The 26,537-nt window shown below is 47.2% G+C and carries 23 protein-coding genes; 1 reads left to right on the top strand and 22 read right to left on the bottom strand.

All coding sequences use genetic code 11. The features are described from left to right. Nucleotides 1-545: 545 nt before the first annotated feature. Together HJV72_RS06215 and HJV72_RS06210 are read right to left on the bottom strand one after the other, a co-directional pair. Nucleotides 546-1,271, bottom strand: coding sequence for a LytR/AlgR family response regulator transcription factor (locus tag HJV72_RS06215; protein WP_208069565.1), 726 nt, complete (start codon nucleotides 1,269-1,271; stop codon nucleotides 546-548). A 29-nt stretch (nucleotides 1,272-1,300) separates the two neighbouring features. Continuing rightward, nucleotides 1,301-1,816: a hypothetical protein gene (locus HJV72_RS06210; RefSeq protein ID WP_208069563.1), complete on the bottom strand. Its 516-nt coding sequence runs from the start codon at nucleotides 1,814-1,816 to the stop codon at nucleotides 1,301-1,303. A gap of 228 nt (nucleotides 1,817-2,044) precedes the next feature. Here HJV72_RS06210 and HJV72_RS06205 point away from each other — a divergent pair, with 228 nt between their 5' ends. Further along, entirely contained in the window at nucleotides 2,045-2,704 is a 660-nt protein-coding gene (locus tag HJV72_RS06205) for a DUF3298 and DUF4163 domain-containing protein (protein WP_208069561.1), read from the top strand. On the opposite strand, the gene HJV72_RS06200 is transcribed toward HJV72_RS06205, so the two are convergent. From HJV72_RS06200 to spoIIID, 20 genes are all read right to left on the bottom strand, one after another. Then, nucleotides 2,701-3,855 carry an ROK family transcriptional regulator gene (locus HJV72_RS06200; RefSeq protein WP_208069560.1) on the bottom strand — a complete coding sequence of 385 codons (1,155 nt, stop codon included), beginning with the start codon at nucleotides 3,853-3,855 and terminating at the stop codon, nucleotides 2,701-2,703. The genes HJV72_RS06205 and HJV72_RS06200 overlap by 4 nt on opposite strands. A gap of 64 nt (nucleotides 3,856-3,919) precedes the next feature. Then, nucleotides 3,920-4,981 (bottom strand): aldose epimerase family protein, encoded by a 1,062-nt coding sequence (locus HJV72_RS06195; protein ID WP_208069559.1) that lies wholly within the window; start codon nucleotides 4,979-4,981, stop codon nucleotides 3,920-3,922. Nucleotides 4,982-5,016: 35 nt separating this feature from the next. Continuing rightward, nucleotides 5,017-6,045 carry a carbohydrate kinase family protein gene (locus HJV72_RS06190; protein ID WP_208069558.1) on the bottom strand — a complete coding sequence of 343 codons (1,029 nt, stop codon included), beginning with the start codon at nucleotides 6,043-6,045 and terminating at the stop codon, nucleotides 5,017-5,019. 19 nt (nucleotides 6,046-6,064) lie between these two features. After that, the gene (locus HJV72_RS06185) at nucleotides 6,065-6,958 is read right to left on the bottom strand and encodes a 6-phosphogluconolactonase (protein ID WP_208069557.1); all 894 of its coding nucleotides are present in this window, start codon (nucleotides 6,956-6,958) and stop codon (nucleotides 6,065-6,067) included. Between the two features lie 12 nt (nucleotides 6,959-6,970). Beyond that, nucleotides 6,971-8,122, bottom strand: coding sequence for a multiple monosaccharide ABC transporter permease (mmsB, locus tag HJV72_RS06180; protein ID WP_330618834.1), 1,152 nt, complete (start codon nucleotides 8,120-8,122; stop codon nucleotides 6,971-6,973). A gap of 17 nt (nucleotides 8,123-8,139) precedes the next feature. Continuing rightward, nucleotides 8,140-9,678, bottom strand: a complete 1,539-nt coding sequence (mmsA, locus tag HJV72_RS06175) for a multiple monosaccharide ABC transporter ATP-binding protein (RefSeq protein ID WP_208069556.1) — start codon at nucleotides 9,676-9,678, stop codon at nucleotides 8,140-8,142. 64 nt (nucleotides 9,679-9,742) lie between these two features. Further along, nucleotides 9,743-10,846, bottom strand: a complete 1,104-nt coding sequence (gene chvE, locus HJV72_RS06170) for a multiple monosaccharide ABC transporter substrate-binding protein (protein ID WP_442899291.1) — start codon at nucleotides 10,844-10,846, stop codon at nucleotides 9,743-9,745. 436 nt (nucleotides 10,847-11,282) lie between these two features. Continuing rightward, complete coding sequence (locus HJV72_RS06165) at nucleotides 11,283-11,882, bottom strand: class I SAM-dependent methyltransferase (RefSeq protein ID WP_208069546.1); 600 nt, start codon at nucleotides 11,880-11,882, stop codon at nucleotides 11,283-11,285. Continuing rightward, nucleotides 11,879-12,979 carry an HNH endonuclease domain-containing protein gene (locus HJV72_RS06160; RefSeq protein WP_208069544.1) on the bottom strand — a complete coding sequence of 367 codons (1,101 nt, stop codon included), beginning with the start codon at nucleotides 12,977-12,979 and terminating at the stop codon, nucleotides 11,879-11,881. Before HJV72_RS06160 ends, HJV72_RS06165 begins: the two co-directional genes overlap by 4 nt. Nucleotides 12,980-13,984: 1,005 nt before the next feature. Further along, nucleotides 13,985-15,496, bottom strand: coding sequence for a hypothetical protein (locus HJV72_RS06155; protein WP_208069542.1), 1,512 nt, complete (start codon nucleotides 15,494-15,496; stop codon nucleotides 13,985-13,987). A gap of 2 nt (nucleotides 15,497-15,498) precedes the next feature. Further along, on the bottom strand, nucleotides 15,499-16,566 hold the full coding sequence (locus HJV72_RS06150; RefSeq protein ID WP_208069540.1) for a DNA cytosine methyltransferase: 1,068 nt from the start codon (nucleotides 16,564-16,566) through the stop codon (nucleotides 15,499-15,501). After that, a complete protein-coding gene (locus HJV72_RS06145; RefSeq protein ID WP_208069538.1) occupies nucleotides 16,553-17,608 on the bottom strand; it encodes a DNA cytosine methyltransferase in 1,056 nt (351 codons plus the stop codon). The genes HJV72_RS06150 and HJV72_RS06145 overlap by 14 nt, the downstream gene beginning before the upstream one ends. A 60-nt stretch (nucleotides 17,609-17,668) precedes the next feature. After that, on the bottom strand, nucleotides 17,669-17,821 hold the full coding sequence (locus HJV72_RS06140) for a hypothetical protein (protein ID WP_208069536.1): 153 nt from the start codon (nucleotides 17,819-17,821) through the stop codon (nucleotides 17,669-17,671). Between the two features lie 127 nt (nucleotides 17,822-17,948). Beyond that, nucleotides 17,949-19,496, bottom strand: a complete 1,548-nt coding sequence (gene guaA, locus HJV72_RS06135) for a glutamine-hydrolyzing GMP synthase (protein ID WP_208069534.1) — start codon at nucleotides 19,494-19,496, stop codon at nucleotides 17,949-17,951. A gap of 85 nt (nucleotides 19,497-19,581) precedes the next feature. Continuing rightward, nucleotides 19,582-20,943 carry an MATE family efflux transporter gene (locus HJV72_RS06130; protein ID WP_208069533.1) on the bottom strand — a complete coding sequence of 454 codons (1,362 nt, stop codon included), beginning with the start codon at nucleotides 20,941-20,943 and terminating at the stop codon, nucleotides 19,582-19,584. 127 nt (nucleotides 20,944-21,070) lie between these two features. After that, nucleotides 21,071-21,301, bottom strand: coding sequence for an HPr family phosphocarrier protein (locus HJV72_RS06125; protein ID WP_049729868.1), 231 nt, complete (start codon nucleotides 21,299-21,301; stop codon nucleotides 21,071-21,073). Between the two features lie 193 nt (nucleotides 21,302-21,494). Next, nucleotides 21,495-23,015, bottom strand: a complete 1,521-nt coding sequence (locus HJV72_RS06120; protein ID WP_208069531.1) for a response regulator transcription factor — start codon at nucleotides 23,013-23,015, stop codon at nucleotides 21,495-21,497. Continuing rightward, nucleotides 23,012-24,733 carry a sensor histidine kinase gene (locus HJV72_RS06115; RefSeq protein ID WP_049729866.1) on the bottom strand — a complete coding sequence of 574 codons (1,722 nt, stop codon included), beginning with the start codon at nucleotides 24,731-24,733 and terminating at the stop codon, nucleotides 23,012-23,014. Before HJV72_RS06115 ends, HJV72_RS06120 begins: the two co-directional genes overlap by 4 nt. Then, a complete protein-coding gene (locus HJV72_RS06110; RefSeq protein WP_243765537.1) occupies nucleotides 24,730-25,971 on the bottom strand; it encodes an ABC transporter substrate-binding protein in 1,242 nt (413 codons plus the stop codon). The genes HJV72_RS06115 and HJV72_RS06110 overlap by 4 nt, the downstream gene beginning before the upstream one ends. Before the next feature lie 50 nt (nucleotides 25,972-26,021). Continuing rightward, nucleotides 26,022-26,312: a sporulation transcriptional regulator SpoIIID gene (gene spoIIID / locus HJV72_RS06105; RefSeq protein ID WP_006444879.1), complete on the bottom strand. Its 291-nt coding sequence runs from the start codon at nucleotides 26,310-26,312 to the stop codon at nucleotides 26,022-26,024. Nucleotides 26,313-26,537: the final 225 nt, after the last annotated feature.

Raw genomic sequence — 26,537 nt, 5'->3', positions numbered from 1 at the left:
CGGGTATGGTCACGGTGTTTCCATAATTGGCGGATAGAAGATACATCTCTACTGCAAAGAGAAATATACCCGGTGGCAGAAGCAGCCAGATACAGTGTTCACTCTGACTCTGCCGTGGCAGAAAGCACTGATAAATAAGCCGGTAACAGCCATAGCATAATGCGAGAGGCAGAAGTATTGATAATATGATAACTGCATAGAACCAAAAGGAATGATCAAGCATAAGGGGTAAGACCAAAGATAACATCGGATTCATAATGCCAAACGAAACTTGCGATACGTATGCCGCCAGAACTGCCCATACGCCGGATACAGAACGGCTGCTTTTCAGCACAGAACGATTCACCAGGTACATAAGCAATATGTTGAGCAGATAACCCATGTCATGAAACGGCAGCATTGCGCTTATGCAGCAGACGCCATAAAAAAAAGAAAGGTAAATTGCAGACTGCCATATCTTTATGCGGACACCTGTAGCACGACAGACGAAAAAAAGCTGCAAGATGCCGATTCCGCATATATATATTACGTTGTATATGAAAAATTCAAACCAATCCACGGTATTGCCGCCTTTCTTTCATATGTAGCAAAAGAGCCTGTGCAAGTCCCTGTTCCCGCAGACGTGAAACAGGTATATCACCACCCTCCGACAATTGAACCCGTCCGTCACGACACCCGCGTACATAATCCAGATTGACGAGATAGCTTCTGTGACACCTGAAAAAACGGCTGTCCATCTGTTTTTCTAAATTATCAAACTTCTCGTAAAAGTCTATCGTCCCGCCACCTTGCTGATGCAGATATATCTTCCGACCTAATACTTCACAATATATAAGCTGGGAAAAAGGAATCACTTGACAGGTATTCCCTTTTCGAATCGTTAGCGTGTGTACGTCCTCCTGCAGCAGAGTATTCCTTGCTCTATCTAATGTGCGGCGAAAGCGGACTTCGTCCAGCGGCTTAAGAAGATAATCATATGGTTCTGCCTCAAACGAATCAAATACGTTATCTTTTAGAATGGTAATAAAAATGAGCAGCCCCTGGAATCCCCTCTGCCGTAAATACTTTGCAGTCTTCATACCATCTGGCTGCTCCATCTGAATGTCAAGAAATAAGATATCATATGCTAGTTTGCTCTCCAGAAGCGCCTTACCACTATCGAAACGTAGTATTTTATGCTCTATATGCCTTTCTTCTGCATATTTTGAAAGCCTGGACACAACATCATCCAGCATAAAAGGTTCGTCATCGCAAACGGCAAATACTATCATCTTGATTCCCTCGTCATCTATAAAACTTTCTATTTCCAGACAGCTTCTATGAGCTCCTGCAGGAACCTGACAAAGTCAGGGCCTGCCTCCGGCAGCGGCTTGTCATTGTCATATTGAAAATCATAGGCATAGCCAGCCACATTATCATCTGCTTCATTGCCCCATCTTGCATGCTCCATATGGCTTCTGCAGACAAGGAGCGTGGCACATGGCGTCTCCACCTTGCTCTTAAACTTGTCTATCTCTTCGCCCTCTCTTATATGGACGAAAAGAATCTGAGATTCGCTGTCCAGAAACTTTCGGTATTCCTCCACGAGGTATCTTGTAGGAAGGTCATTGTATTCCGTAAATACTTTCTTCAGGTCTGCCAGGAACTTTCTGGACCTGGCGTCCTTTTCCCCTTTCCAGCCGTATTCAGCCGCTATGTCCTTAATCGGGGTGATAGAAGATATATTCGTGACTTTAAAGGCCTCAGCCGCCAGATCGCACAGCGTGTCCTTACCTACCCCGCCATTTCCGTTAATAATGATGACTACTTTTCTCATACTGTCTGCTCCCTTGTCAATATCTTTTTATTATAAAGAATAATCAGGAAAAACACAAGCTGCAAGGTATATGGACGGTGGGTACAGATGCGAAGCTGTGATATACACGGTACGGCCCGGACAGCATCTGAAATATTCATACAACAAGCCACCAGGCAATATATTATATATGATATGAAACCGGGGCGGGATATTGTTGGCCTGCCTCATATATGGTTGGAGGGTCCTATGCAGAAAATCCGTAACAATACACTGAAAGACATCCTGTTCTACAATGACATTGCCGTCTTTACCTACAAGATAGACTACCCGTTCTTCCTCACTACGTGCAGCACCTCTGCTGCCCGCGGCATCAATGCGTATTATGCCGCCAAAGCAGAAAAGCTGGAACAATACTGCCGCACCGTGCTGTATGATGAAGCGGTAGAAAGCGCCCGCTATATACAGAAGAACAATCCTCCGTTTCACAGCTATGAGCTGGAGGAAGTGTACACGGTCACTTATAACGAGCGCTGCATCACAAGCCTCTATACCGAGCAGTATACGTACATGGGAGGAGCCCATGGCGCCACCGAACGGACATCCGACACGTGGGACTTCAGTTCAGGCCGCCGAATCGAGCTGTCCGATTTCTATCCCGAGAACCGTGATTATCCAGACCGCATAAAGGCTTGTATAGAGGAACAGACTGCCCAGAGGCTTAAGGCTGCCCCTTCGACCTATTTTGACAATTATCCCGAACTCATACGGCAGAACTTTCATAAGGACAACTTTTATATGAATGCCGACGGAATCGTCCTATACTTTCAGCAGTATGATATCGCTCCTTATTCCAGCGGACTGCCTGAATTCGAGCTGCACTTTAAGGATAGCAGTCCTCCTGTCTAGATAATGCTTTCAGCAGTAAATAAGTGTTCGATACTCTTATGTATCGCTCCCAGAACGCCTTCTTTGTTATCCAGCTCTGAGAGGACAATCTTCGGCGGAAACGGGATATGGTTGCCTAGCATGGAACGCCACGTGTCGATGAACACGTTGCCGAATGCTGTTCCCAGGCCGCCGGAGATGATGACCGCCTCCAGATCTAATGCAGCGCATAAATTAATCAATGTCACCCCGATATTGATTGATATTTCATCCAGAACCGAACGGACATACAAATCATCTGCCCGGTATCTTTCCACGAGCAGTTCCACTTCCTGCTGGAAGTTATCATGTGAGATAAACTTCTCTATCTTCTCTTTAGAGATAATACTTTCCAGCACGCCTACTTCTTCGAACGAATCCCTGAGCTTCATAGGCTCTGCCACCATGTATCCGATTTCTCCCGCGGCGTTATGGCTGCCGGAATATATCCTGCCGTTCAGGACGAGTGCCGAGCCGACCCCGACCCCATAGTTGATGACGATAAAGTTGCCATACCCTTTCCCGGCGCCCTCCGCCTGTTCTCCTATGGCACCCATATTGACACTGTTTTCAAGTATCAGCTCAGTTTCAAATTCTTCTTTAATCCTCTTTTTAAACTGTTTCAAATCTATATCCGGGAAATACGGAGCAAGCAGTATCGTGTCGCCTCTGATTACCCCCGGCAGACCGATTCCGATACAGAGGATATCCTTTTCCGTCTTTCCGCCTTCTGCGAGCGCCTGCCTGACAACGTCAACGACTGCATCATGCAGCTCTTGTGCATCCCCGCCAGAGACGGCGGGAGCTTTCACATAGCCCAATACCTTTCCCATCAGGTCGGCAACCATAGCCCGGATCCAAAACCTGCCGATGTCGACGCCGATGACAAATCCCATCTCCTCATTAAATGACAGAAGCATGGACTTTCGTCCCAGTGAGTTGTCGCCTTCTCCGGATTCCCTGACATGACCTTGTTCAATTAATATCTTCACATTTGCTGAAATCGCCGGAAAGCTCATTCCAAGCCTTCTGGCCAGATCGGCTTTGGACATACTTCCATTCAAGCGAAGGTAGTTCAGAATCAGCATTCTGTTCGCCTCGCCAAGATCTTCAGGTTTGCCTCCTTTTTTCATCTCATACCCTCCTGTTTAACGCCAATTATACCATGGTGCGGCCTGATTTACAACAATTCCCAGTTTACCCTCCGGTGTAGGAGAACTTCAGCCTGATCGTATGTTCATAAGTCTCATTTCTCCTGAGCACGGCCGGCGGGAACTGTCTGTAGTTTGGAGCCGCGGGATAGTACTGGGGCTCCAGGCACAACCCTCCCCGGAAGCCATAGCGGCATCCGCCTTTACCTGTTTCACCGCCGTTCAGATAGTTGCCGCTGTAAAACTGGAGGCCCGGAAGGTCGGAATACAGCTCCATCCGTACATCATTGCTGCTGCTTTCCAGCTCTGCAACTTTCCTTACCGTGCCCGCAGGCCCGCCGATATTCCAGTTGTGGTCATACCCTTCACTGATATCGAGCTGCTTATACGGCTGTCCGATTCGTTCACCAATTCTTGTCATGGTGAGAAAATCCATCGGTGTCCCGGACACATCCAGCACATTGCCATTGGGGCAGCAGTCCTCTGACAATTCAAGGAACTGGCTGCTGTAGATTTTCAGCCTGTGATTTTCTATGCTGCCGCTGTCATGCCCGTCAAGATTGTAATAGCTGTGGTTCGTCATGTTCAGCACCGTGTCCTTGTCACTGAGCGCACGGTGTATCATTATGACCTCATCATTGTCCGTCAGCTCATAGCTCGATTCTACTTCCAGATTCCCCGGAAAGCCTTCCTCTCCGTCTTCTATCAATGCATGAAATGTTACTTTATTGTTATCCTCATCAAGGCCGGCCGCAAAAAGGTGCTTGTCAAAGCCGCGTTTTCCCCCGTGGAGGGTATTTTCATGGTCGTTTTTAAACAAACGATACTGCCTTCCGTCCAGCCAGAAGCTCCCGCCTCGTATCTGTCCCGCATACCGGCCAATCGTCGCCCCCAGGTAGAGGCCTGTACGCTCATATCCGCCGGCGCTGTCAAATCCAAGCACTACATCCCTCGGCCGCCCGTCATTCTGGGGCAGCCGGACCGCCTGCAAGGCAGCCCCAAAGTCTGTGATGCTGACCGTCACATCGTTTTTATTTTTGAGCGTGTAGAGAAACGCATCCTGTCCGCCAGACAGCCTGCCAAACGGCCGGACTTTTATATGTGCCATATATCTTCCCCTCTTCCCAAATGTTATTTTGCTATTTAGATAAAATGATTTTCTGCAGTCCATCCATTTTTGCAGATCAGACCTTGAATCGTCATAGGGCTCACATGGAATGCGATGCTGTCCTCACATTCCACTGCCATCCCGGCGCAGATCGTTCCAAGCTCCGGCGCGCTTCTGAGTGTCGTTTCTCCGAACACGAGGTCGTTTCGTTCCTTCCGGAGTTCCATGCCCCGGGCAATACCGGCAAGGGCGCCGCCCAGAAATGCATCTCCGGCACCGGTCGTATTTATAGCGTTGCCAAGTAATGGGGGAATCCTTTCCACCGATTGGCTGGCGTAAGTATATGCCCCATCTCTGCCGCATGTCATCAGGATTGACAGACAAGGGTTCCAATTTCCCAACTTATCTGCCAGCTGCCTGAGCAGTATCTCCCCCGTCTCGCTGCTATGGGCGACTGCCTGTGCCTCTTCCAAGTTGACGGCAAGGATGTCCACATACCTGTATATGGATAGCTCTTCAAACTCCTCTGCCTCTGAAACAGGTACCGACAAGACGGTAAGGGCCCCCTTCATCTTTCCGGCTCTTACCATCTCTGCCCGGGAAGCAACCGGTACTTCCGGAATCGCACAGACGATTGTCCTTTCATCTACGCCAATCTGCATCATGGCGTTTTTAACATATTCCGGCGTGACGAGGCCCGAAGCGCTGTTGCCGGCTGTAAAGTTGCATGTCTCTCTGTCCGGATACTGCAGGCAGATGCTGATGGTCGTCGGATACTCCGGGCTTTGGGATATGTATGTTACATCCATGCCCTGCAGACGCATTTCCTCAATTATCGCGCTGCCGCTGCCATCGGCCCCGACATATCCGACGGGGTACACCGGTATCTTGTCCTTCAGCAGGGACGCTGTATAATACAGGACAATCTGTTGTTTGCAATAATCTTTTGCAGGGCTCAATGTTACGGAACGTGACTCGCTCCGTCCAAGAGGTTTCTGCTGGCTGCTCAGGAACAGCATGCCGGTGCCGATGCCTCCGGTCGCTATAATCTTGTCAAACTTCATATATCTCCCACCTTTACCCTTATTTACTGTTTACGGCTCTGAACTCCCACTCCGGGTGTTCACTGATGGGATGGGAGGCCGTCTCTTTCGTCGCTGTAATCAAGGCGTCTGGATGTTCCTGCAGGAGCGTCATCGGATATTCCACGGTCGGCTCCGAGAACAGTGCAACCCGCAGGGCAGTCTGCTTCCACGCTCCTGTGGCGGAATAGACTCTTATTTTCTTAGCCTTCATACACTCTTTGACCCCTAATGTAATAGACATAGGCGGCATGAACTGCCAGGCCCCTCCCAATCCCCTCTGGGACAGCGCAAGTATCGTATCGTTATTGTTGTTCTGTATCCTTGCGGTGGAATTACGCACATCGTCTAACGACACTTCTACATATGGATTGCGGTTCGCCTGGTTGAACGCGATGTGTCCGTCCTGGCCCCATCCTCCCAGCGTGTAATCGATCTCCACCTCAGAAATCATCCGGGACATCTCCTGCATATTATACGGGGTCAGATAATGCCGGTTTTCCGGCAGAACTTGCAGCTCCTCTTCTATGCCGCCATAGAAATACCGTTCCATGAAAGTACGGAAATTATTGGGGTCCTCTTTCGGCAGCAGTTTCCCTTCCCAGTCCAGGTTCTCATCCATGTGGTAGCAGACCATATTCCGCAGCGAAACATGTGCTTCATTCACCATATCGGTAAACGGCGCATACCATTCTTTCGGTCCGCACGGTACGATGAGCCGGAAGATGCGCTTCTCTTCGTTCGCTTTCTTTATCTCGTCCACCAAATCGCGGGCCATCACCGTTCCCAGTTCATCGGAATCCTTCACTATACGCAGGGGAACTTTCAAGTCCTCTCTCCCCGCCAGCTCTTTGGCCGGAATGCTGCACCATTTATATAAGTTTTTTAAATCCATATCTGCCACTCCTTATCTGCTTTTTTTCTTCGATATTACATCAAAGGCAACTGCGGCCAGGAGAACCAGCCCTTTGATTGCCTGCTGCCAGTTGGAATCTACACCCATGATGGACATGCCGTTATTGAGCAGACCCATAAATACGGCGCCGATTACGGCTCCCATCACCGTTCCCGTGCCACCGTAGGCCGAGGCCCCGCCGATGTAGCAGGAAGCAATGGCGTCCATCTCGTAGTTCTTGCCCGCTGTCGGCGCCGCCGAGTTAAATCTGGCCACACATACGAGTGCGGCGACAGCACTTAAAAATGCCATATTGGTAAATGCAAAGAACAGCACGCGGTTCGTATTGACCCCGCTCATCTTAGCCGCCTTCTCATTGCCGCCGACTGCATAAAGATAACGGCCGCCGACCGTCTTGGATGTGTAATACGTATAGACGCCGACGACTATCGCCAGGATGACGAGGATGGTCGGAAGCCCCTGGAACTGTGCCATACGGTAGGCTGCCAGAAGGATGACGAGACAGATGACAGCCGCCTTCCCGGCAGAGGGGGCCAGTCTGTCTACCGCATATCCCTTTTTCTGCCTGTTCCTGCGGCTGTTAATAAATACGAAGAGATAGGCCAGACACGCCAGCACAGCAGCCAGCATGCACGTCACGTTGATGCTGCCCCCGAAGGGATTCGCGATATAGCTGTTGAATATCATCTTAAATGCATCCGGAAACGGCGATATCGTCAGCCCGTCCAGGATAATGAGCGCCACGCCGCGCCAGAGGAGCATTCCTGCCAGGGTTACGATAAAGGACGGAATCCTGATATAAGCAATCCAAAAGCCCTGCCACATGCCTATCAAGATGCCAAGCACAAGGCAGATGACGATAACGAGTCCAAAATTCATCTTATATGTAACCATCAGCTTACCTGCCACAGCCCCTATGAATGCTACAACCGAGCCAACCGAAAGGTCGATATTGCCTCCGGTCAATATGCACATCAGCATGCCGACCGCCAGGATTACCACATGGCCGTTCTGTGCTATCAGATTTGTCACATTCTGAGAATCGAATAACACCCCGTTCGTTTTCCATCCGAAAAACAATGCGACTATGAGCAGAATAAATAACATTGTATTCTTCTTCAGTACCTCTTTTACACTATTCACCTTAATCCTCTCCTCCTTTACTGCTCCCCGCCCTGCTTCAATATGAGTGTCATGATTTTTTCCTGCGTCGCCTCTTCCCTGCCAAGCTCGCCTACGAACCTGCCCTGGTTCATGATATAGATCCGATCGCACATACCGAGGATTTCCGGTAGTTCAGAAGATATCATGACAATAGACTTCCCCTCTTTAGCCAGTGCGTTGATAATACTGTAGATCTCATATTTTGCGCCGACATCGATTCCCCTCGTCGGCTCGTCCAAAATCATAATATCCGGTTCCGTGAACATCCATTTTCCGAGCAGGACCTTCTGCTGGTTGCCTCCGCTTAAGTTGCCGACATTCTGTTCCACGGTAGGTGTCTTCGTCCGCAGCTTCTCTTTATACGTCTCAGCCACTTCATATTCTTTGTTCTTGTCAATGACTCCAAAACGGCTCACCTTATCCATCTTCGCAAGCGTCGTGTTCACCCGGATCGGGTTGCTTAATATGAGGCCGTTGCCTTTACGGTCTTCGGTAATATAAGCGAGCTTATTGTCTATCGCCTGCTGGACGGAATTCAGTTTCACTTTCCTGCCGGAAAGCGTCATCTCTCCGCTGATATTCACACCGTAGCTCCTGCCAAATACACTCATGGCAAATTCTGTACGCCCCGCTCCCATCAGGCCGGATATGCCGACTACCTCGCCGCGTCTGACATACATGCTTACGTTATCGACCACCTTCCTCTCCGGGGCAAGGGGATGGTGGACCGTCCAGTTTCTGATGTCCATGCTCACCTCGCCGATTGCCACATTCTCTCTTGCCGGAAACCGGTTTGTCAGTTCTCTTCCGACCATTCCCCTGATAATCTGGTCTTCATCGATGACGTGGGCCTCATTATCCAGCGTCTCTATCGTCATGCCGTCCCGCAGTACCGTAATCTTGTCCGCTGCATAGGCAATTTCATTCAGCTTATGGGATATGATGATGGAGGTCATCCCCTTCTTCTTCAGCGCCAGCAGCAGATCCAGCAGCTTTCTGGAATCCGACTCGTTCAAAGAAGCCGTCGGCTCATCCAAAATCAAAAGCTTGACGTCTTTTGCCAGTGCTTTGGCAATCTCCACGAGCTGCTGCTTGCCGACCCCGATATCTTTGACGAGCGTCTGCGGCGGCTCGGACAAGCCGACGGTCTTTAAAAGCTCTTCTGCCTGGCTGAACGTGGCGTTCCAGTTCACGTTGTATCGGCTGCCCCGTTCATTACCCAGAAACATGTTTTCTCCAATCGTCATATATGGCACGAGCGCCAGCTCCTGATGGATAATAACAATCCCTTTTCTTTCGCTGTCCTTGATCTTTTGAAATTCGCAGCGCTCCCCTTCATAGATGATTTTCCCTTCATAGCTTCCATATGGATACACCCCACTTAGAATGTTCATCAAGGTTGACTTTCCGGCCCCGTTCTCACCTACGAGCGCGTGTATCCCGCCTTCTTCCACCTGCAGGTTTACATCATCCAGAGCCTTGACTCCGGGAAAGGTTTTGGTAATCCCCTTCATCTCCATTAGTATTCTGCTCAAACTATCTCTTCCTTTCTAAAGGAGCTGCTGCATACCGCAGCCGCCCTGTCAGTCTGTAAATCTGCTATTGAAGCCTGTCCTCTGTATAATAGCCGGAATCTATGAGCACTTCTTTGTAGTTGTCGATATCGGCAACCTGTGGCTCACAGAGATAAGTCGGAATGATACCAGTGCCGTTATCATAGTCTTCCGTATTGTTAATCTCCGGCTCTTCGCCCTTCATGATGGCTTCCACCATGTCGGCCGTCACATTAGCCAGCTCTCTCGTATCCACAAAGACAGACATCGACTGCAGCCCCTTGATCATGTTTCTCACTGATGTAATCTCACAGTCCTGTCCGGTGATAATCGGAAAATCTTCCGCTGTGTAGCCTGCGGCAACCAGAGCGTTCGTTATGCCATTTGCCACGGAATCGTTGGATGACAGCACGGCATCCAGCTTCTCGCCTCCGGTATAACTCTTCGTGATGATGTTTTCCATCCGCTTCTGCGCCTCTTCTGTCGACCAGTTTGGTGTGGCACATGCGGCCAGCGATGCTTCTGTCCCGGACTTGATTAACAGCTTGCCTTCGTCTACGTATTTCTGCAAGATGGACATGGCACCGCCAAAGTAGAAATTCACATTGTTGTCATCGGTCGGCCCGGTGAACAACTCTATGTTAAACGGCCCGTCCTTATGTTCCAGGTCTAACTTATCCGCTATGTACTGTCCCTGCATAATTCCGATTTTCTCATTGTCAAAGGTTGCATAATACGTGACCGCATCTGTATTCATGATAAGCCGGTCATATGCGATGACCGGGATGTCGGCGGCTTTGGCCTTCTCCAGCACTTCCGAAAGGGCTCCGCCGTCGATAGAGGCGATAACGAGGATTCCGCATCCTCCCGTAATCATGTTCTCAATCTGTGAAGCCTGGACACCGATATCGTTATTGGCATATTGGATATCTACCGTGTAGCCCGCCTTTTCCATGGCCTCTTTCATGTAGGCGCCGTCTTCGCTCCAGCGCTGCAGATCCTTCGTCGGCATGGCAATGCCGACCTTCTTATTATCTTTCTTGCTGCCGCCCGAAGAACTTCCACTGCTGCCGGAATCTCCGCTTGTGCAGGCAGCGAGAGATAACATCATTGTCAAAACCAATAAAACCGCAATTACTTTCTTATAAATGTTCTTCATACCCTTCTCCTTTTAGAATAAATTAATGTTGTTTAAATACAATTACCGTTGTATGCCAAAATAGGCTGTTTTTGTAATGGATTTCTGCGGCATCCCCCTTTCTGGACTCTTAATTATGAAACAAACTTTGTAATTATTAAAGTTTATTTCATAATTATGGCAAAAAAATACCGTATTGATATCGTATTCGGCATGTTTTTGTGCTTCTATGCATTTTTATCTGCATATATTTATTAAAGTTAAATTAATTATATTTTATAAGTGGAGATTTGTCAACCAAATTTGTTACTATGTTATATATTTCCATAGAGAGGGAAGTGTGCAAGGGAAACGGAATGTTGTATTGCCTGGAAATGAAAGAAAGCTGGAAGATTCCATGGTAATGGAATCTTCCAGCTTTCTTAATTATAAAAGATTGCGTATATTCTTAGCATTTTGTCTTTCGTTTTATCAACGCATTTATCCAGAATTCCTGGTTCCGCTCTTTTCTTACATCCTCTGTTTTAAACAGCTTCATAATTGCCATATCCTTCAGCTCTTCAATAACTGTCCGTAATTGGGCTTCATCGTAATAGTTAAAATAAAGTCCGTCTTTGACTCCTTCACCGCTGCCATACTTCAATGATACATATAGAATCCCATCATCCTTCAACGCTCGTTTCACTTTTCCAAGCATCTCTGGCATGTATTTCTTTTCCATATGCACCAGCGACGCACACGCCCAGATGCCATCGTATTCCCGCTCATACGCCAATTCTTCTATCCTGCTGCAGATTACTTCTTGTCCGATATAATCGGATGCAAGCCTTGCAAGCGTCGGTGAACCATCTAGCGCTGTTACCTGATACCCGCGCCGGATGAAATAGTTGCTGTCCCTTCCGCTTCCACAGCCAAGGTCAAGAATCCTCCCCTGTGGTTTTACCAAGGAAAGAAAGGGCTGATACACCATCTGCATATCAGCCAAAACTGTTGTTTCAAAGAATGTCTCTGCATACTTCTCATAATAATCAATGCTTGTTCTTTTCATTTACATACCCAATTGCGAAATCCCATATGCTGTGCAGCCTGGTAAACCGGAAGGATAACTTCTTCCAGATTGCCGGTGAATTCCTGCCTGTCCAGTCCTTTACGGTACAGCTTCATCCGCACTTCCATGTTATTTACATGCTCTTTCTGCAACTTTTCAAATTCATTATGCACCTTTTCATATTCCCACATCTTCTGATAAGAATAATATTCTATTTCACTTAATAATGGGAAATATTTCTCCCAATCCGGCAGCTGATTGCTTTTTTGGCTGTTAATACTTCTCGTTGTCGGATGCAGGTTCCAGAATTCATCGTGCGCTACATAAGACCACGGGACAAAATGGTCAATGGAGATATCCTTTGCCGTAAGCAGCTGGCCAGAATATATTTCATGTACTGGACTAATTCCTATAAGCAGCTTCCAATACTTCTTTACCTTCTCCATCTGACGTTCCATCGGTGGCTCCAGCTTATTTACTATCCCCGGGACGCTTGGATTCCGCTTCTGCAGATATGTAATCAAGTTATAGCGGATCCACCCACACAATATCTGGTAATTACGCTTGATATATTCAGCCCACTCTTCTTTAATTTCTATCTGACTATTTAAGCCATCTATTTTTAAATAATAATAAATCAAATGCTTTTCCCGGTTTATCTTTTCGGCCAGTACCTTTTCAGATACCCTCCAGCCTACGCCGCTGAATCCTTCTATGAATGGCGCCTGCAACCGGTAGGGGACGTTGTCGGTCAATGTTTTCTTCATCTTCAGCAGTTTCTTGTCTTTACTTGCATCAAGGAACTGGATGATGTGCCCTTTCTTTTCATTTGATTTTAATCTTCCTGTGTTGAACACATGGTGTACCAATGCTTCCAAAGTGTCAGCCGGCCCTAAGTTCAGCTTATACTCCGAAACCATATACCATGCATCAGCTATCATCTCATTAATCAGTTCATTAAAGGAGATAATGATTTTTCCTTCCATTACTTTATTAATCAGCGCTTGGAACCAGAAGAGTTTGTAGCATTCACTCATTTTGCTGAAAAGACGGGATAATTGTTCAGTTTTTAATGTTGGGGCGGTTGGTAACTGCATGCTTCTTCCTCTTAGTATTTTGGCAGTATGTTTCTATAGTATCAATCAGAAGGCTGCTTTAAAATTATTCCTAAATAACGGAAAAGTCCCTCTTGATAATAATGAAACAGAATAGTACACTGTAGAATTTTTGTCTGCGCAAACGAACAAGAAAACTAATTAACAGTATTGACGGCACAAAATCCTCAATTTTTAACATATCTTCATCAAACAGCCACTTTAAGGCGAAAGCTCTTTATGAAGAGCCTAATGTATACACCCATGTATAATCGTATTACTATATGCACCAATAATTCTTTTAAAGAAAATATAGTATCCACAACTATGCTTCTTGATTTGACGAGGATTATCACTTCTTTATCTGCATCCCTGTTATAAAGTTTTGTATTACTATCGCAAAAATAAGTCTAACCAAATATGTCCTCACCCTCAGGAATACTATATCTAAGAACTGTAAGAACCACATTCCTGGCGAGCCTTACTAAATTCAGCCACATGGGTTGTAACTTTGCCTTCACGAAATACTTCGGCAAAAATTCATCCGCTTCCTTATCCATCTTTTCCATGCAAATAATCAGGGCAAGAGAACTCGATATTGGCCTCTTCTGGTTATTGTGCACCAGATACACACAAATGTCTAAGTCTATTTATCCTATAATTTGCACTCTAAATCTCTCTCAATGAATCATAAAATACGGATGTTTCACTTCTGATTCATCATTATGATAACTATCTTAGTTGTACATTACCAGTGTGGCATCTAAAACCATATCAAATGCAATTCTACTTTTTGGAAGGTCTGACACTTCTATAAACAAAACCTCTGTGTAGTATATTCAATCTCTCCGATATCTGTAACTAATTTAAGCGTTAATTAAACAAGGAAAAATCAACTTTTACCAAATAGTCATCCATATCCCCTATAACTGATTGTCTAGATTGTTTTTCACAATTCCCGTAAACAATCTGCTTCGCTTCATACTTAAGTCTCCTTGGCATCTCAGGTTACAGGCTCTGGAAATACATCATACTATTCTGTACTTGCGGCCAATCAATTTCTAGTCCCAGCCCCACTCTATAAGCAGTAAGCCTTCTAGTCAAACCAGACGATTTTACAAAACCCATCTTTTTAAGAAAAGATATTTCTGCTTGAAACGGCTTCCTTGTGCCCCCGGCACGAATTGACGACTTCTTAGATAAATGAAGCTTCGTAAATTCATCGTCAAGCCATAGCAAATAGTCCGTAGGCTCAAACTTATATTCTCCTGCATTCGGATTTTTTGTGGCAAATTCAAAAAGATTCTGATTGAATCTTTCCTCCGATAATTTGTAAATGTAATGTAACATCGCCCCATATTGCCCATTTTGAAGAACGGAGGCTTTCAATATCTCCAGCGGGATTCCCATGTATGCATTATCTATTCTCTCACATGCATCCACATATTTATATCCCAAATCCGTGAGTGTCCCATCAGGCGACAAGAAACCGATATGATATAATCCTGAATCTATAACCTCGCGATAACTATGAGCATCGCTACGTACTTTTCGGGCATATTCCTCCCAAGCATCACCTTCAACTTTTGAGCCAGCATTTAATGCATCAACTAACTTTTGCTTGATTGAATCAGTTCGGCCAAAGAATAGTTTCTGGTATTCGGTCTCGCTCTTTTTGATACGTGTAGATGTATCATTAACAGTGTATGGCATTCTTGCTTTATATATTGGCATCAAATTGTTCCAAAAATAATAATTGAACCACACATACCGCCAGGCTTTATCTGACACTTCATCACCTACAGTGTTCGACAAATACTTGAACTCATCTGCAGTTGAATCTATACGGTGGATTGCCGCTACCAGTTCAGGAGGTATATCAATATTTGCCAAATCCTCTGAGCTCGCTGTAACTACTTTTACGGCCTGACAGTATCTATAGAACGCATCCGGATGACTCATTCCTTCTCGCATATGCGCCCAAAGAGTAGTCACGCTTCCAGAAATCTTAGTTCCTGTCCCTGTCCTAGCTATTATCCTGCTAGACGGAAGTGAAACATCCCTAACGCATTTCAATTTTCCTAAGAAAGGTCTTGTAGCAGATAAATTAGGTTGCGAGTAAGTATATATCGATATTGGGATATCTGGAACTGTTGTATCAATCACACGTTTAATATGCCCTCCTGGATCCATATGCGAAGAAAACTTTTCAGGAACCACCATTACTGAAGCACGGTATCCTTTTTCGAGATAGGCAAGTGACTGCCCTAATGCAGTGAGAATTCCATGCACACCCTCATTTGGTCTTTTATATTCAAACGCAATGTTTATTTCGGGTACTGTGGTATTCTGTGCACTAATCACACCGTCAGCAAGCGGCCACTGGCGGCCTCCTTCACGCCCAGCAAACACTGACCAAGTTCCTGTAGTTCCCATATTCCCAAAATAAAAACCTTGATTTTTCATTATTAAATCTGCTACTTCTGAAGACGCATATGCTGCCTCTGTGTCATGGCTCATATTTACTCCTCCTCGCTTGACTCGATGTACTCTCTTATCTTTTTTATAAATGGCACAGCCATTTTAGGAGGTACAGCATTTCCCACCTGAATACACTGCTCCTGTCTTGTTCCAAAAAAGATATGGTCATCTGGAAATGTTTGAATTCTGGCAGCCTCCCTTGCAGTCAATGTTCGGTTAAGTGTGGGATGAATAGGAAATGCATTATGTCCTGGCACCATCGTAGTTGAAGGCTTCTTCCTATCAAGTCTCTTAAATACATGGCTGTAATTAGAAACAACTCCAGTTTTTGAATCTTTTCGCGTTGCAACTGCAAGTTCTGGAGGTAAATCATTCACGTTGAGTTTACTTCCTTCTTTAACATATCCAAATCTTCTAGCCACAATGGTTTTATGTGCAAGTGGAATATGATTGGGTACCTCATTTTCTTTGCCCACCAGATTCATAATAACATCACCTACTGTCATATATTCCGGTTTCAATCCAGATTCTTTGGAAAAATGCGTTGGGGCCGGCTTCTCAAAATCAATTCCCAAACGATTTCCAATCATAAACATTCTGTACCTCTCTTGAGGCACTCCGTAATCACAGGCACAGATTATCTCACACCATATATTTTCAAAGCCGATACTCCTGAATTGTTTTTTTACCTCTTCTACAAAAAGCCCCTTATCAAGGTTGGTAAATCCCTTCACATTTTCCATAAAGAAAAATTTAGGTTTCAACTCTTTTACAATTCTAATGTACTGATAGACCAGAAAATTTCTTGGGTCCTCATGAGGATCATATTCCTGTGTATTGATAAAGCGACGCTTGCCAAAAACCGAAAATCCCTGACACGGAGGTCCTCCTACTACAAGGTCAACCTCAGTATCTCCGATAACCTTTTTTATATCTTTTGTGGTCAATTCATTTATATCCTTTACGATTAAAGGCACATCCGGGAGGTTATGCTTGTGGGTTTCAGCAAAACGAGGATTGATTTCATTTGCCATTATTATCTTAAACCCACTATCCCTTAAGGCGATAGACAATCCCCCAGCACCTGAAAACAAATCAATCGCATTCATATAATCCACTATCCTTTGCTTTTTGTATTTCACTAAGAATAAAGTTGGCCAATTTTTCCGAAAACATTGGCGGCACCGCATTTCCTACTTGATGCCCTTGTTGTCTTCGGTTTCCCTCAAAGATAATCGAATCCGGAAAAGTCTGAATTCGGGCAGCTTCTCTAACAGTAAGGCTTCTATGCAACGTCGGATGAATCGGAAATGCATCATTTCCTGGCACCATAGTCAATGCCGGTCTCGTCCTGCTTAGCCGTTTATATGTATTGCCAAAGTTGCGCCTATACAATTCCGGAGGCAAATCATCTTCTGGCAATCTGCCACCTTCTGGTATAAGTTTATATCTAGCAATATTTTTCGCAGTATGCTTTAGCGCAACATGGTTTATAGCTGGTTTGTCTCCAAGTAGTTCCAAATCCTTAATGGCATCCCAACAATTATTCCACCCTGGAAGATCGTCATCAGGATTGTCCGAATGATCAGGTTCAGGAAATGACACTGGAAGCCCCACGCGATTACCTATAATGATTACTCGCTCCCTTATTTCTGGCACTCCATAATCTGCCATGTTAATAAGCTTATACTTGGCATCATATCCCGCATCTTCAAGCTGTTTCATTACATTCTTCAGATACTCTCCATTTTTCAATGTCAATATCCCTTTGACATTTTCCATTACAATAAACTTTGGACGAAAGTCTTTGATGAGATTCGCATAAACGAGCACTAAATCGTTCCTGGAATCATGTTTTGCCCTTTTTTCCGGATCCGAAGATACCCTTTTGCCAATCGTAGAAAAACCTTGGCAAGGCGGCCCCCCTATTACTACATCAAGTGTACCGTTGCCGATATATTGTTTTATCTCGTCTACAGTAATCTCTCTAATGTCCCTATTGATTATCGGAATATTAGGAAAGTTCCTCTTGTGAGTTTGCTCAACAAGATTATCATTATCAATGCATAGCTTTATATCGAAGCCTGCATTTTCAAAGCCGATATGCAGCCCTCCTGCGCCAGAAAACAAATCTATTGTCTTATAGCTCATTATCAATCCTCCAAAAATTTTTGACTGATACTAATATCAATCTTATTCTGCTCGCAAAAGTCATCTATCAGTCTCTTCGTTATATTTGACAATTTGCTTTTTTGCTACTCTTCTGTTGACAGTTGTAAATGAAACTCCCAGCGTTTTTGCAAATGTCTCTTGACTGAGCAGACTTTTGGAGCGAACTATTTTAATATCATTAGTTAAATTCATATTTTACCTCCATTTACATTACAAACATATAACAAAATTATAACATCCCTATTGCACTTCATCAAATTTTTTCTTCTGGTCCTATTAATGAAATTTTAAATTCCACCACACTAAAGGATGATAGAATTTACTCGAACTCTATCGTCCCCGGCGGCTTCCCAGTGCAATCATACAGCACCCGGTTCACATGCGCCACCTCATTCACAATCCGGCTCGTCACCTTCTGCAGCACGCTCCACGGTATCTCCGCAGCCTCCGCTGTCATGAAGTCGACCGTATTCACCGCCCGTAAGGCCACCGCATAGTCATACGTTCTCTCGTCGCCCATGACCCCGACGCTCCTCATATTTGTAAGTGCGGCAAAATACTGACCGATTCCTTTATCAAGTCCGGCGTTCTGAATCTCTTCCCGGTAGATTGCATCCGCATCCTGGACCATCTTCACCTTCTCGGCCGTCACTTCTCCCACTATGCGGACACCAAGTCCAGGCCCCGGGAACGGCTGGCGGAACACGAGGTACTCCGGTATCCCCATTTCCAGCCCGGCCTTGCGGACCTCATCCTTGAAAAGATCTCTGAGCGGCTCGATAATCTCCTTAAAATCCACATAATCTGGCAGGCCTCCCACGTTGTGATGGGATTTGATGACGGCGGATTCTCCGCCGAGGCCGCTTTCTACTATATCCGGGTATATCGTCCCCTGTACGAGGAAATCCACAGCTCCGATTTTCTTCGCCTCCTCCTCAAACACGCGGATGAATTCCTCACCGATAATCTTCCGTTTCTCTTCCGGCTCTGTCACGCCGGCAAGCTTTTCGTAGAATCTCTGCTGTGCATTGACGCGCACGAAGTTGAGGTCATAATTGCCCTCCGGCCCGAAGACTTCTTCTACCTCGTCGCCTTCATTTTTCCGGAGCAGGCCGTGATCTACGAACACGCATGTGAGCTGGCTTCCGATTGCCTTGGAGAGCATGACTGCTGCCACAGAGGAATCCACGCCGCCGGAGAGGGCGCAGAGCACCTTGCCGTCCCCTACTTTTTCACGGATAGACCTGATAGACTCTTCCACGAAAGAGTCCATCCTCCAGTCACCGGCGCATCCGCACACGCCGTGTACGAAATTGGACAGCATCTTCGTGCCTTCTGCCGTGTGGAGTACTTCCGGGTGATACTGGATAGCATAGAGCCTCTTCGCCCCGTTCTCTGCCGCGGCCACGGGACAGTCCGCCGTATGGGCCGTAACCTCGAATCCGGGCGCGGCCTTCGAGATAGAGTCAAAATGGCTCATCCAGCATATGGTCGGGGAAACGACTTCCTCAAATATTTTTGACTCCAGCTTATCTATCATAACTTCCGTCTTACCGTACTCCCTGACATCCGCCCTCTCTACCCTGCCGCCAAGCAGATGCATCATGAGCTGTGCGCCGTAGCAGAGGCCGAGCACTGGTATCCCGAGCTCGAACAGCTCTCTGCTGTAAGTCGGCGAGTCCGCCTCATAGCAGCTGTTCGGACCGCCCGTCAGGATGATGCCCATCGGATCCAGTTCCTTAATCTTCTCAATCTCTGTTTTATAAGAATAGATTTCACAATATACATTGCACTCTCTGACGCGGCGGGCTACAAGCTGGTTGTACTGGCCGCCGAAATCTATCACGATTACCAAATCTCTCTTCACAAGAAGTTCCTCCTATGTCTAAACTATTTTTCAATTATATACGAGCACCCTTGCATTTACAAGGGTAACCTGTAACTTTGGGCGATTATACGATTGCTTTTTTCTTCCAGCTCCCCCGGATGTACCGTATGACAAAGCAGACCGCGCGGAATATCCAGTCGATGATCATCGCCACCCAGATGCCGAATACGCCAAGTCCCAGGTATTTGCCGAGAATATAGCTGAAGATGATACGGAATATCCACATGGACAGGATGGAAATGTACATACAGGCCTTTGCGTCCCCCGATGCCCGGAACGTAGCGGGCAGAATGAAGGATACAGGCCATATGAAGATAGCGCTGATTCCGTGGAAATACAAGATCTGCCTCGTGACTCCCGCCGTTATGTCTGACAGATGGTATGCTTTCAAAATGAATGCAAGTATGAGGAAAATGGCCCCCACTGTCACCACCATGCAGACATGGGTAATCAGTATGAGCTTCTTATTATAATAGCGGACCTGTTCATAGTCGCCTGCACCTACGCAGCGCGCGATGACCGTCGTAGCCGCAAGTGTCATCGCCATGCCCGGAAGTATCTGGAACAGCGCCACGGCATTGGATACCGCGTTGGCAGCAATAGCATATGTGCCGAACGTCGATACGAGGCTCAGCACGAGTATCTTGCCGAGCTGGAACATGCTGTTCTCAAGCCCGTTAGGGATGCCGATGCTTAATATCTTCTTGACGAGCCGCCAGTCGGGACGGTAACGCAGCGTCTTTTCAACGTGCAGCGTCCTCTTCTTATTCACAAGCAGCGCCATGATGAGCACCGCCGCCACGATACGGGACACGAGCGTCGGGATGGCAACACCTTCCGTCCCCCTGTGGAAGCCGTAGATCAGCACGGCATTTCCCGTTACATTGATTATGTTCATTACGATGGAGACCTGCATAGACACCTTGGAATTGCCCATGGCCCGGAAGATAGCTGCCCCGCCGTTGTACAGCGCCATGAACGGAATGGACGCGGTCACGATCATCAGATATGTATTGGCATGGCCCATGACGTCCTGCTCAATCTTTCCGAAGACGCCGTGCAGTATGACATATTTGCACGCGTACACGACTATCGTTATGGCGACCGCGCTGATCGTGATGAACCATACAAGCTGTGTCGCTGCCTTGCACGCCTGCTTTTCATTTTTCTGTCCAAGGTACTGTCCGGCTACGACCGCCCCGCCCGTCGCCAGTGCTCCGAAGAGGTTGATGAGCAGCACCATTATCTGGTCTACGAGAGATACGCCCGACACGGCCGGTTCGCCCACGCTTGCAATCATAATAGAATCCGCCATGCCGACGAGCACTGCAAGAAGCTGCTCGACGATAAGCGGAAGAATCAATGCCAGAAGCGTCTTGTTGTCAAAAAGATATCCGCTCCTGTCTGTCTTTACTTTATGTTCCATAATAAAAAAACTCCTCACCGTACATCCTGTCTGGCATAAACTGCCGGACAGATATATACTTACCAGACATTTACAGTCCGGTAACTATATATTATACGCCGAGGGGTTTCCTCCTTCAAGTGCTATATTACGCTGCGATGTATTTTTCGATGTCATGCCACAGCTCGTCACAGCTGTCATGATACACTTGCAGCTCAATCTTATTCTTTAGTCCGAGATTCATAAGTCCTAAGATAGACTTTGCGTCTACGATGAATCTGCCGCGCTTCATATCCATGTCAAAAGGATACTTGCCCACCTTGTTAACAAAGTCTAAGACATCGTCAGGTCTTTCAAATACCACTGTCTTTCTACTCATAATAATCTCTCCTTACCTTTTTAATCTATGCTCACAGAACGGTGAATGTTCAATAAGCTTTTCAATATCTAGTCCATATGTTCTATTTTATTATTGCCATGTTACCATATATTGTTTCATTAAAAAGGGGGAAATTTTTCAAAAAGGTGGAAATTTTTAGCAGGATTTGTCCAGATTTCGACATTTTTCTTCCTTAATTATTCAGCTTTCGGTATTCCGCAGGCGTCACTCCTACTTCTTCTTTGAATACCTTGCTCATATATTTTGGATCCGTATAGCCGGCCAGGTCTGCTATCTGGTTCAGCTTCAGGGGTGTTTGGAGAAGCAGCTCTTTCACTTTTTCTATCCGGAATCCGCGGATTGTCTCTGTAAATGTCCTGCCCGTCTCTTTTTTAAACTGGGCGCTTAAGTATTCCTCCGAAACGCACAGCTTACGTGCAATCTCTTCCAGCGTGATCCCCTGGTTATAGTATTCCTGTATGAGCTGCGCCGCACGCTGCACCATAAGGCTTGTGGCCTCCTCTTCCCGGTGGAACCTGAGCCCTTCAAAGAACTGGCGGTATGCCTCACCTATCTGTTCCCACGTATAAGCGCGAGTAATCCTGTTCATGATATCCTGGGTCGATATGTCCTCCGACACCTTGCCCGCCTCCTTGGCGGTATGATACACTGCCATGCAGTAACGGATACAGGCTTCCTTAATCTCTTTTGGAAAGTGGATAGCCGCCAGGAAGTATTCTCTGAGCCGCTTCGTGCAGGCGTCAAACTCCACCTTGTTGTTAGAGACGACCGCCTGTCTGGCCTGTGTCTCTATGTCCATCGGATACTTGACCGGCACAGGTTCCGTCTGGCCTATCCGCATTTCGCTTATGAGCGTTTCCCGCCCAAAGACGAGATTCCATTCCAGGGCTTCCCTCATCTTCGCCAGTGTCGGATTCACTTCCGCCAGACCTTCGCATGACTGCCAGACGGCAGTGATGCTGCCCTTAACCTGTCCGCAGAGCATGGGCATGACAGTTTTTTGAAAATACTGCCGCAGCTCCTCCCTGTCCTCCAGCTTATAGAGGAGCATGATGACGCTTTCTCTCTCCTCAAATTCCAGCAGGCAGGAAGAGAACGTCCCCTTATGGATTCCCGTCTCTTCCAGCAGCGACCGGACCGTATCATGGTAGACGGCGTAGCAGCCGCCGAGCTTGACGAGCAGAATCGTAATCTCCTCATCCGGTGCGATACGGAAGTGTTCTTCCAATGTGATATCCGTCTGTCTGTCAGATCTAAACTGCCCCGTCGCGCTGCGGTAAAATATATTTTCCAGCGTGAAGAACTCCTCCTTGCTCTGCTGCTCTATGAGCGTTTTCTCCACCTGTTCCAGCGCCCGCTTCAGCTCCGGTATCTTGATCGGCTTAAGCAGATAGTTCTCAATTCCAAGCTCAATCGCTATCTTGGCATAAGAGAAGTCAGAATATGCAGACAAGACCATGGCTTTGCAGTTCATCCCCTTTTCCCGGACTTTGGCAAGCATCGTAAGCCCGTCCATATCCGGCATATGTATATCCATGATGACGAGATCAGGTTTTACCCGCTCAATCAGCTCCAGCCCCTGCAATCCGTTTTCTGCCGTACCCGCAAGCTCATATTCGGGATTAATCTTCTCCAGCAGCCTGCTCATGCCGTTCCTGATTGGCGCCTCGTCTTCTACCACTACAATTCTCATGCCCGTGTTCCTCCTTCCCCGGCGGGTACCGCCGGAATAAACAGATGTACCTTCGTATAGGAGCCAGGCCTGCTTTCAAAATAGACATCTGCCTGCTCCCCGTAATATAGCCTGAGCCGCTTTCTGACGTTCGTGATTCCAAGATGGTTGCTGGCATATTCCGTATCGTTTTCAAATTCTTGTGAGTTGAGCCTTGCAAGCGTGGAAGTGTCCATTCCGGTTCCATTGTCCGTTATAATGATGTGTATCTGATGTTCCGTACCGTGCATGGAGATGTCAATCCTGCACTCCCCTTCTTTGCGCTTCATTCCGTGCTTGATGGCATTTTCCACAAAAGGCTGCAGCAGCAGCTTATGTATGCGGCATCCTCTCAGGCTGTCCGGTACATCCAGCCGGACGAGTATCTCTTTGCCTGCCTTGGCGCTCTGCAGTATGATATACTGGCGCAGCCAGTACAGCTCCTGCTCCATAGACGTCTCGCCACCGGCATTTTTTACCGTGTACCTCAGGATATCCGCCAGCGCGCCAACCATCTCGCTGATTTCAAATTCGCCTCTTTCAATCGCCTTCCAGTTGATGGTGTCCAGCGTATTATAGAGGAAATGTGGATCAATCTGGGCCTCCAGTGCGGACAGCTCCGCATTCTTCTGTTCCAGAATTGCCGCTTTCACCTGCTCAATCAGCATCTCGATGTGCTTTACCATCTCATTAAAGCCGTTGCAGATTTTACGTATCTCAACCGGCATCTTATCATTGACCGCCACCTCTGTTCTGAAATTGCCCTGTTCCACCTCATTCATGGCATCTGCAATCGTGTCGATTTCTTTCAGGTACGGCCTCGTAAGCACATAGACGAGTACGAATACGATGCCGACCGCCGCCGCGGTTATGAGCAGCCAGAAGATTCCCTGCTCATAAAACGTGTCATGGTATGCCTTCAGCGACTGCCGGTTGTATATCGTAAAACCGGTCCTTTCATTTACCACTGACGTATATTCATATTCTTCCTTCTTGATCTCATCTATAGTTTTTCCGATGTCATTATTGTCTGGTGCGCTGATGATAAGATTGTCGTGTACAAGATAGTTTTCCGCAATGTCCCACGCATCCAGCGCTTCTGTGAGCAGATCCTCATTCATGCTCATGACGACCGTTCCGACTTCTTTGTGGATATCCTCGTAATCCACGAGCCGCCGTGCTATGCGCAGCATATAAACGCTCTCCTTACCTGAAGTGACCGGCTCCGTTATCCCTTCGTACACCGGCCCTTCCGTGACAGCGGGGGCTGTGACCTCCGACGCCCACGAACTGCCTGCAGACGAGGCAGACAGATGGTCATAATAGATCGTCCTTCCCTCTGCCGTGATGACCGTAATGCCCTCGATACCTCTGTTGCGGTTGCAGATATGGCTCAGTTCACGCCGCAGATAATTGCTGTTTACCTCCAGCCCGTCCTGGTTCCGGTTGATTTCCTCCACAAGGGAGATTACTTCATCATCCGTACACAGGTCATAGAGCAGCGTGCCGTATTTGTCGAGCACCATGTCCAGACACTGGTCCGCCTTATTCATGTTGCCGGCTATCTGCCTGTCCAGGCTTGCCCGTATGCTCCGTTCCAGCCTGTACATCGACAGGCAGGCAAATATGATGATTGGTATGGCTACCGCCAGGAAGAAGAACGGGGTCAGCTTCTGGCGCAGCGTTCTCTCTCTCTTCATCGCGCACCCTCCCTGATACCCCGGATGGCGCCGCTCGTTTCATCCAATATCGTTTCTACGCTCTTGCCGCCAGCGATGGCCTCATCGATGGCCTCTGCAATGACGGCGGATACGCGGGGCCATTCCGGACTGATTTCCCGCATCCTGGCTGTCTTGAAGATATCGGCACCCTCGCGCAGAAGCGCGTCGCCGGCGAACTGCCTGTCCATGACATCCTTCCTTGGTGCCAGAAGCCCCAGCCCGTCTATATAGGAGGAAAGCCTGTCCACCTCACTTATATATCTTAAAAACGCAACAGAAGCCTTTTCATTATCCCCCTCCATCACGCCGAAAATCTCTCCGCCAACCGCAGATACTCTCTCACCGTCCGACGGAAGATATGTCATCCCAAAATCCAGCTCTGGATTCCGTTCGCGTATATGATCAGCCATCATGATGCTGTTGAACATCATTGCCACCTTTCCGTCCGCGAACTGCCCTGCCAGATCTGATCCGGTCAGGCTGATGCTCTCTTTGCCGAGATAACCGCTGCGGGCCATCTTCCTAAGAAGTTCAAAAGCCTGTCTGCTCTCCGGAGAATCTATCGCATCCACATCTCCTCCCATAGACCATAGAATCGGAAGGAATGCGTACAGACTCTCCTCACCCTTGAGTGCAATCTGGGCGTATCCGCAGATATCATCCGTCGTAAGCAGACGTGCTGCATCGTAGAATGCTTCCCAGGTTCCGGGAACGGACAGGCCTGCTGCTTCAAACATATCTGCGTTATAAAACAGTGCGGTACAGTTAAGTCCCGCAGGAAGCCCGAGCGTGCGCCCCTCTGCCGTACACGGCTCCACCGCCGCCGGCAGATACTGCCCGAGCTCTTCTATGTCATCCGTCAGATCCACGAACGGCTGCATAGAATTAAAAAACTGGAAATCGACGGAATCAACGAGCGCGATGTCCGGCGTATTACCGTCCGCCATACTTAGCGCAAGCTCTTTCTTGAAGTCCGCGTCAGGTATATACCTTGTCTTAACCCGGACGTCATCCTGGGATTGATTATAGTCGTCTACAAGCGCTTCCAGCGTTCTCCTTTGATGCGGAAGGTCCCAGTAATGCCAGAGGACAAGCTCTGCCTTCTCCTTCGTTTCTGCTTTTTCTTCCTTTTTACATCCCGTAATACTGCCTGCCGCAAGAGCCACCACAAGCAGACAGATCAGAATTACAGATGCAGACGTTCCTGTTCTTCTCAATTCTGTATCTCCTTCATTCGTATACAAGCCCGTTTCAGTATATGTATGTATTATACCATACTTTCACTATGAACGCATTGTCCCTCATCGTGGCGGCTATGCAGATACTTTTCACGCGTAGCCATCCCGCCGCGGATATGGCGCTCAGACTTGTTCATGTCCAGCACCTTGCGCGCCTGGTTGGCCAGAGCCGGATTGATCTGCAGAAGGCGCTCTGTCACATCCTTATGTATGGTGGATTTGCTAACGCCAAACTGCTTTGCCGTCTGCCGCACCGTGGCCTGGTGCTCAATGATATAGTACGCAATCTCTACTGCTCGTTCCTGAATATAATCTTTCATATAAATAACCCCTGCACAATTTGTTTTTACAATCTATGCAGGGGGGCGAACGAGTATGACTTGCTATGCCCCAATCTTCTGTAATTGCATGCCAATATTATGTAAAACCACTTTTCCGGTTGACAACTTTATCCCATATGTTATAATGAACCCGTTATATCATAGAATAATCAATGAATGAGGTAGTGTATGTTAATTGTGTCAGTGAAGGGATATACAGCGAAA

The organism is Extibacter sp. GGCC_0201 (genome assembly GCF_017566055.1).
GTDB lineage: Bacteria > Bacillota > Clostridia > Lachnospirales > Lachnospiraceae > Extibacter.
The sequence above is the reverse complement of the archived record's forward strand: the minus strand, read 5'-3'. Positions and strand labels throughout refer to the sequence as shown.

What these genes read in the sequence shown, in the direction of transcription:
- spoIIID (WP_006444879.1), bottom strand. Translation starts at nt 26,312, where the DNA reads ATGAAAGATTATATTCAGGAACGAGCAGTAGAGATTGCGTACTATATC.
- HJV72_RS06165 (WP_208069546.1), bottom strand. Translation starts at nt 11,882, where the DNA reads ATGAAAAGAACAAGCATTGATTATTATGAGAAGTATGCAGAGACATTC.
- HJV72_RS06200 (WP_208069560.1), bottom strand. Translation starts at nt 3,855, where the DNA reads ATGAAAAAAGGAGGCAAACCTGAAGATCTTGGCGAGGCGAACAGAATG.
- HJV72_RS06145 (WP_208069538.1), bottom strand. Translation starts at nt 17,608, where the DNA reads ATGAGCTATAAGACAATAGATTTGTTTTCTGGCGCAGGAGGGCTGCAT.
- HJV72_RS06150 (WP_208069540.1), bottom strand. Translation starts at nt 16,566, where the DNA reads ATGAATGCGATTGATTTGTTTTCAGGTGCTGGGGGATTGTCTATCGCC.
- HJV72_RS06215 (WP_208069565.1), bottom strand. Translation starts at nt 1,271, where the DNA reads ATGATAGTATTTGCCGTTTGCGATGACGAACCTTTTATGCTGGATGAT.
- HJV72_RS06115 (WP_049729866.1), bottom strand. Translation starts at nt 24,733, where the DNA reads ATGAAGAGAGAGAGAACGCTGCGCCAGAAGCTGACCCCGTTCTTCTTC.
- HJV72_RS06205 (WP_208069561.1), top strand. Translation starts at nt 2,045, where the DNA reads ATGCAGAAAATCCGTAACAATACACTGAAAGACATCCTGTTCTACAAT.
- HJV72_RS06190 (WP_208069558.1), bottom strand. Translation starts at nt 6,045, where the DNA reads ATGAAGTTTGACAAGATTATAGCGACCGGAGGCATCGGCACCGGCATG.
- HJV72_RS06185 (WP_208069557.1), bottom strand. Translation starts at nt 6,958, where the DNA reads ATGGATTTAAAAAACTTATATAAATGGTGCAGCATTCCGGCCAAAGAG.
- HJV72_RS06210 (WP_208069563.1), bottom strand. Translation starts at nt 1,816, where the DNA reads ATGAGAAAAGTAGTCATCATTATTAACGGAAATGGCGGGGTAGGTAAG.
- HJV72_RS06125 (WP_049729868.1), bottom strand. Translation starts at nt 21,301, where the DNA reads ATGAGTAGAAAGACAGTGGTATTTGAAAGACCTGACGATGTCTTAGAC.
- HJV72_RS06160 (WP_208069544.1), bottom strand. Translation starts at nt 12,979, where the DNA reads ATGCAGTTACCAACCGCCCCAACATTAAAAACTGAACAATTATCCCGT.
- HJV72_RS06140 (WP_208069536.1), bottom strand. Translation starts at nt 17,821, where the DNA reads ATGAATTTAACTAATGATATTAAAATAGTTCGCTCCAAAAGTCTGCTC.
- HJV72_RS06195 (WP_208069559.1), bottom strand. Translation starts at nt 4,981, where the DNA reads ATGGCACATATAAAAGTCCGGCCGTTTGGCAGGCTGTCTGGCGGACAG.
- HJV72_RS06155 (WP_208069542.1), bottom strand. Translation starts at nt 15,496, where the DNA reads ATGAGCCATGACACAGAGGCAGCATATGCGTCTTCAGAAGTAGCAGAT.
- HJV72_RS06130 (WP_208069533.1), bottom strand. Translation starts at nt 20,943, where the DNA reads ATGGAACATAAAGTAAAGACAGACAGGAGCGGATATCTTTTTGACAAC.
- HJV72_RS06120 (WP_208069531.1), bottom strand. Translation starts at nt 23,015, where the DNA reads ATGAGAATTGTAGTGGTAGAAGACGAGGCGCCAATCAGGAACGGCATG.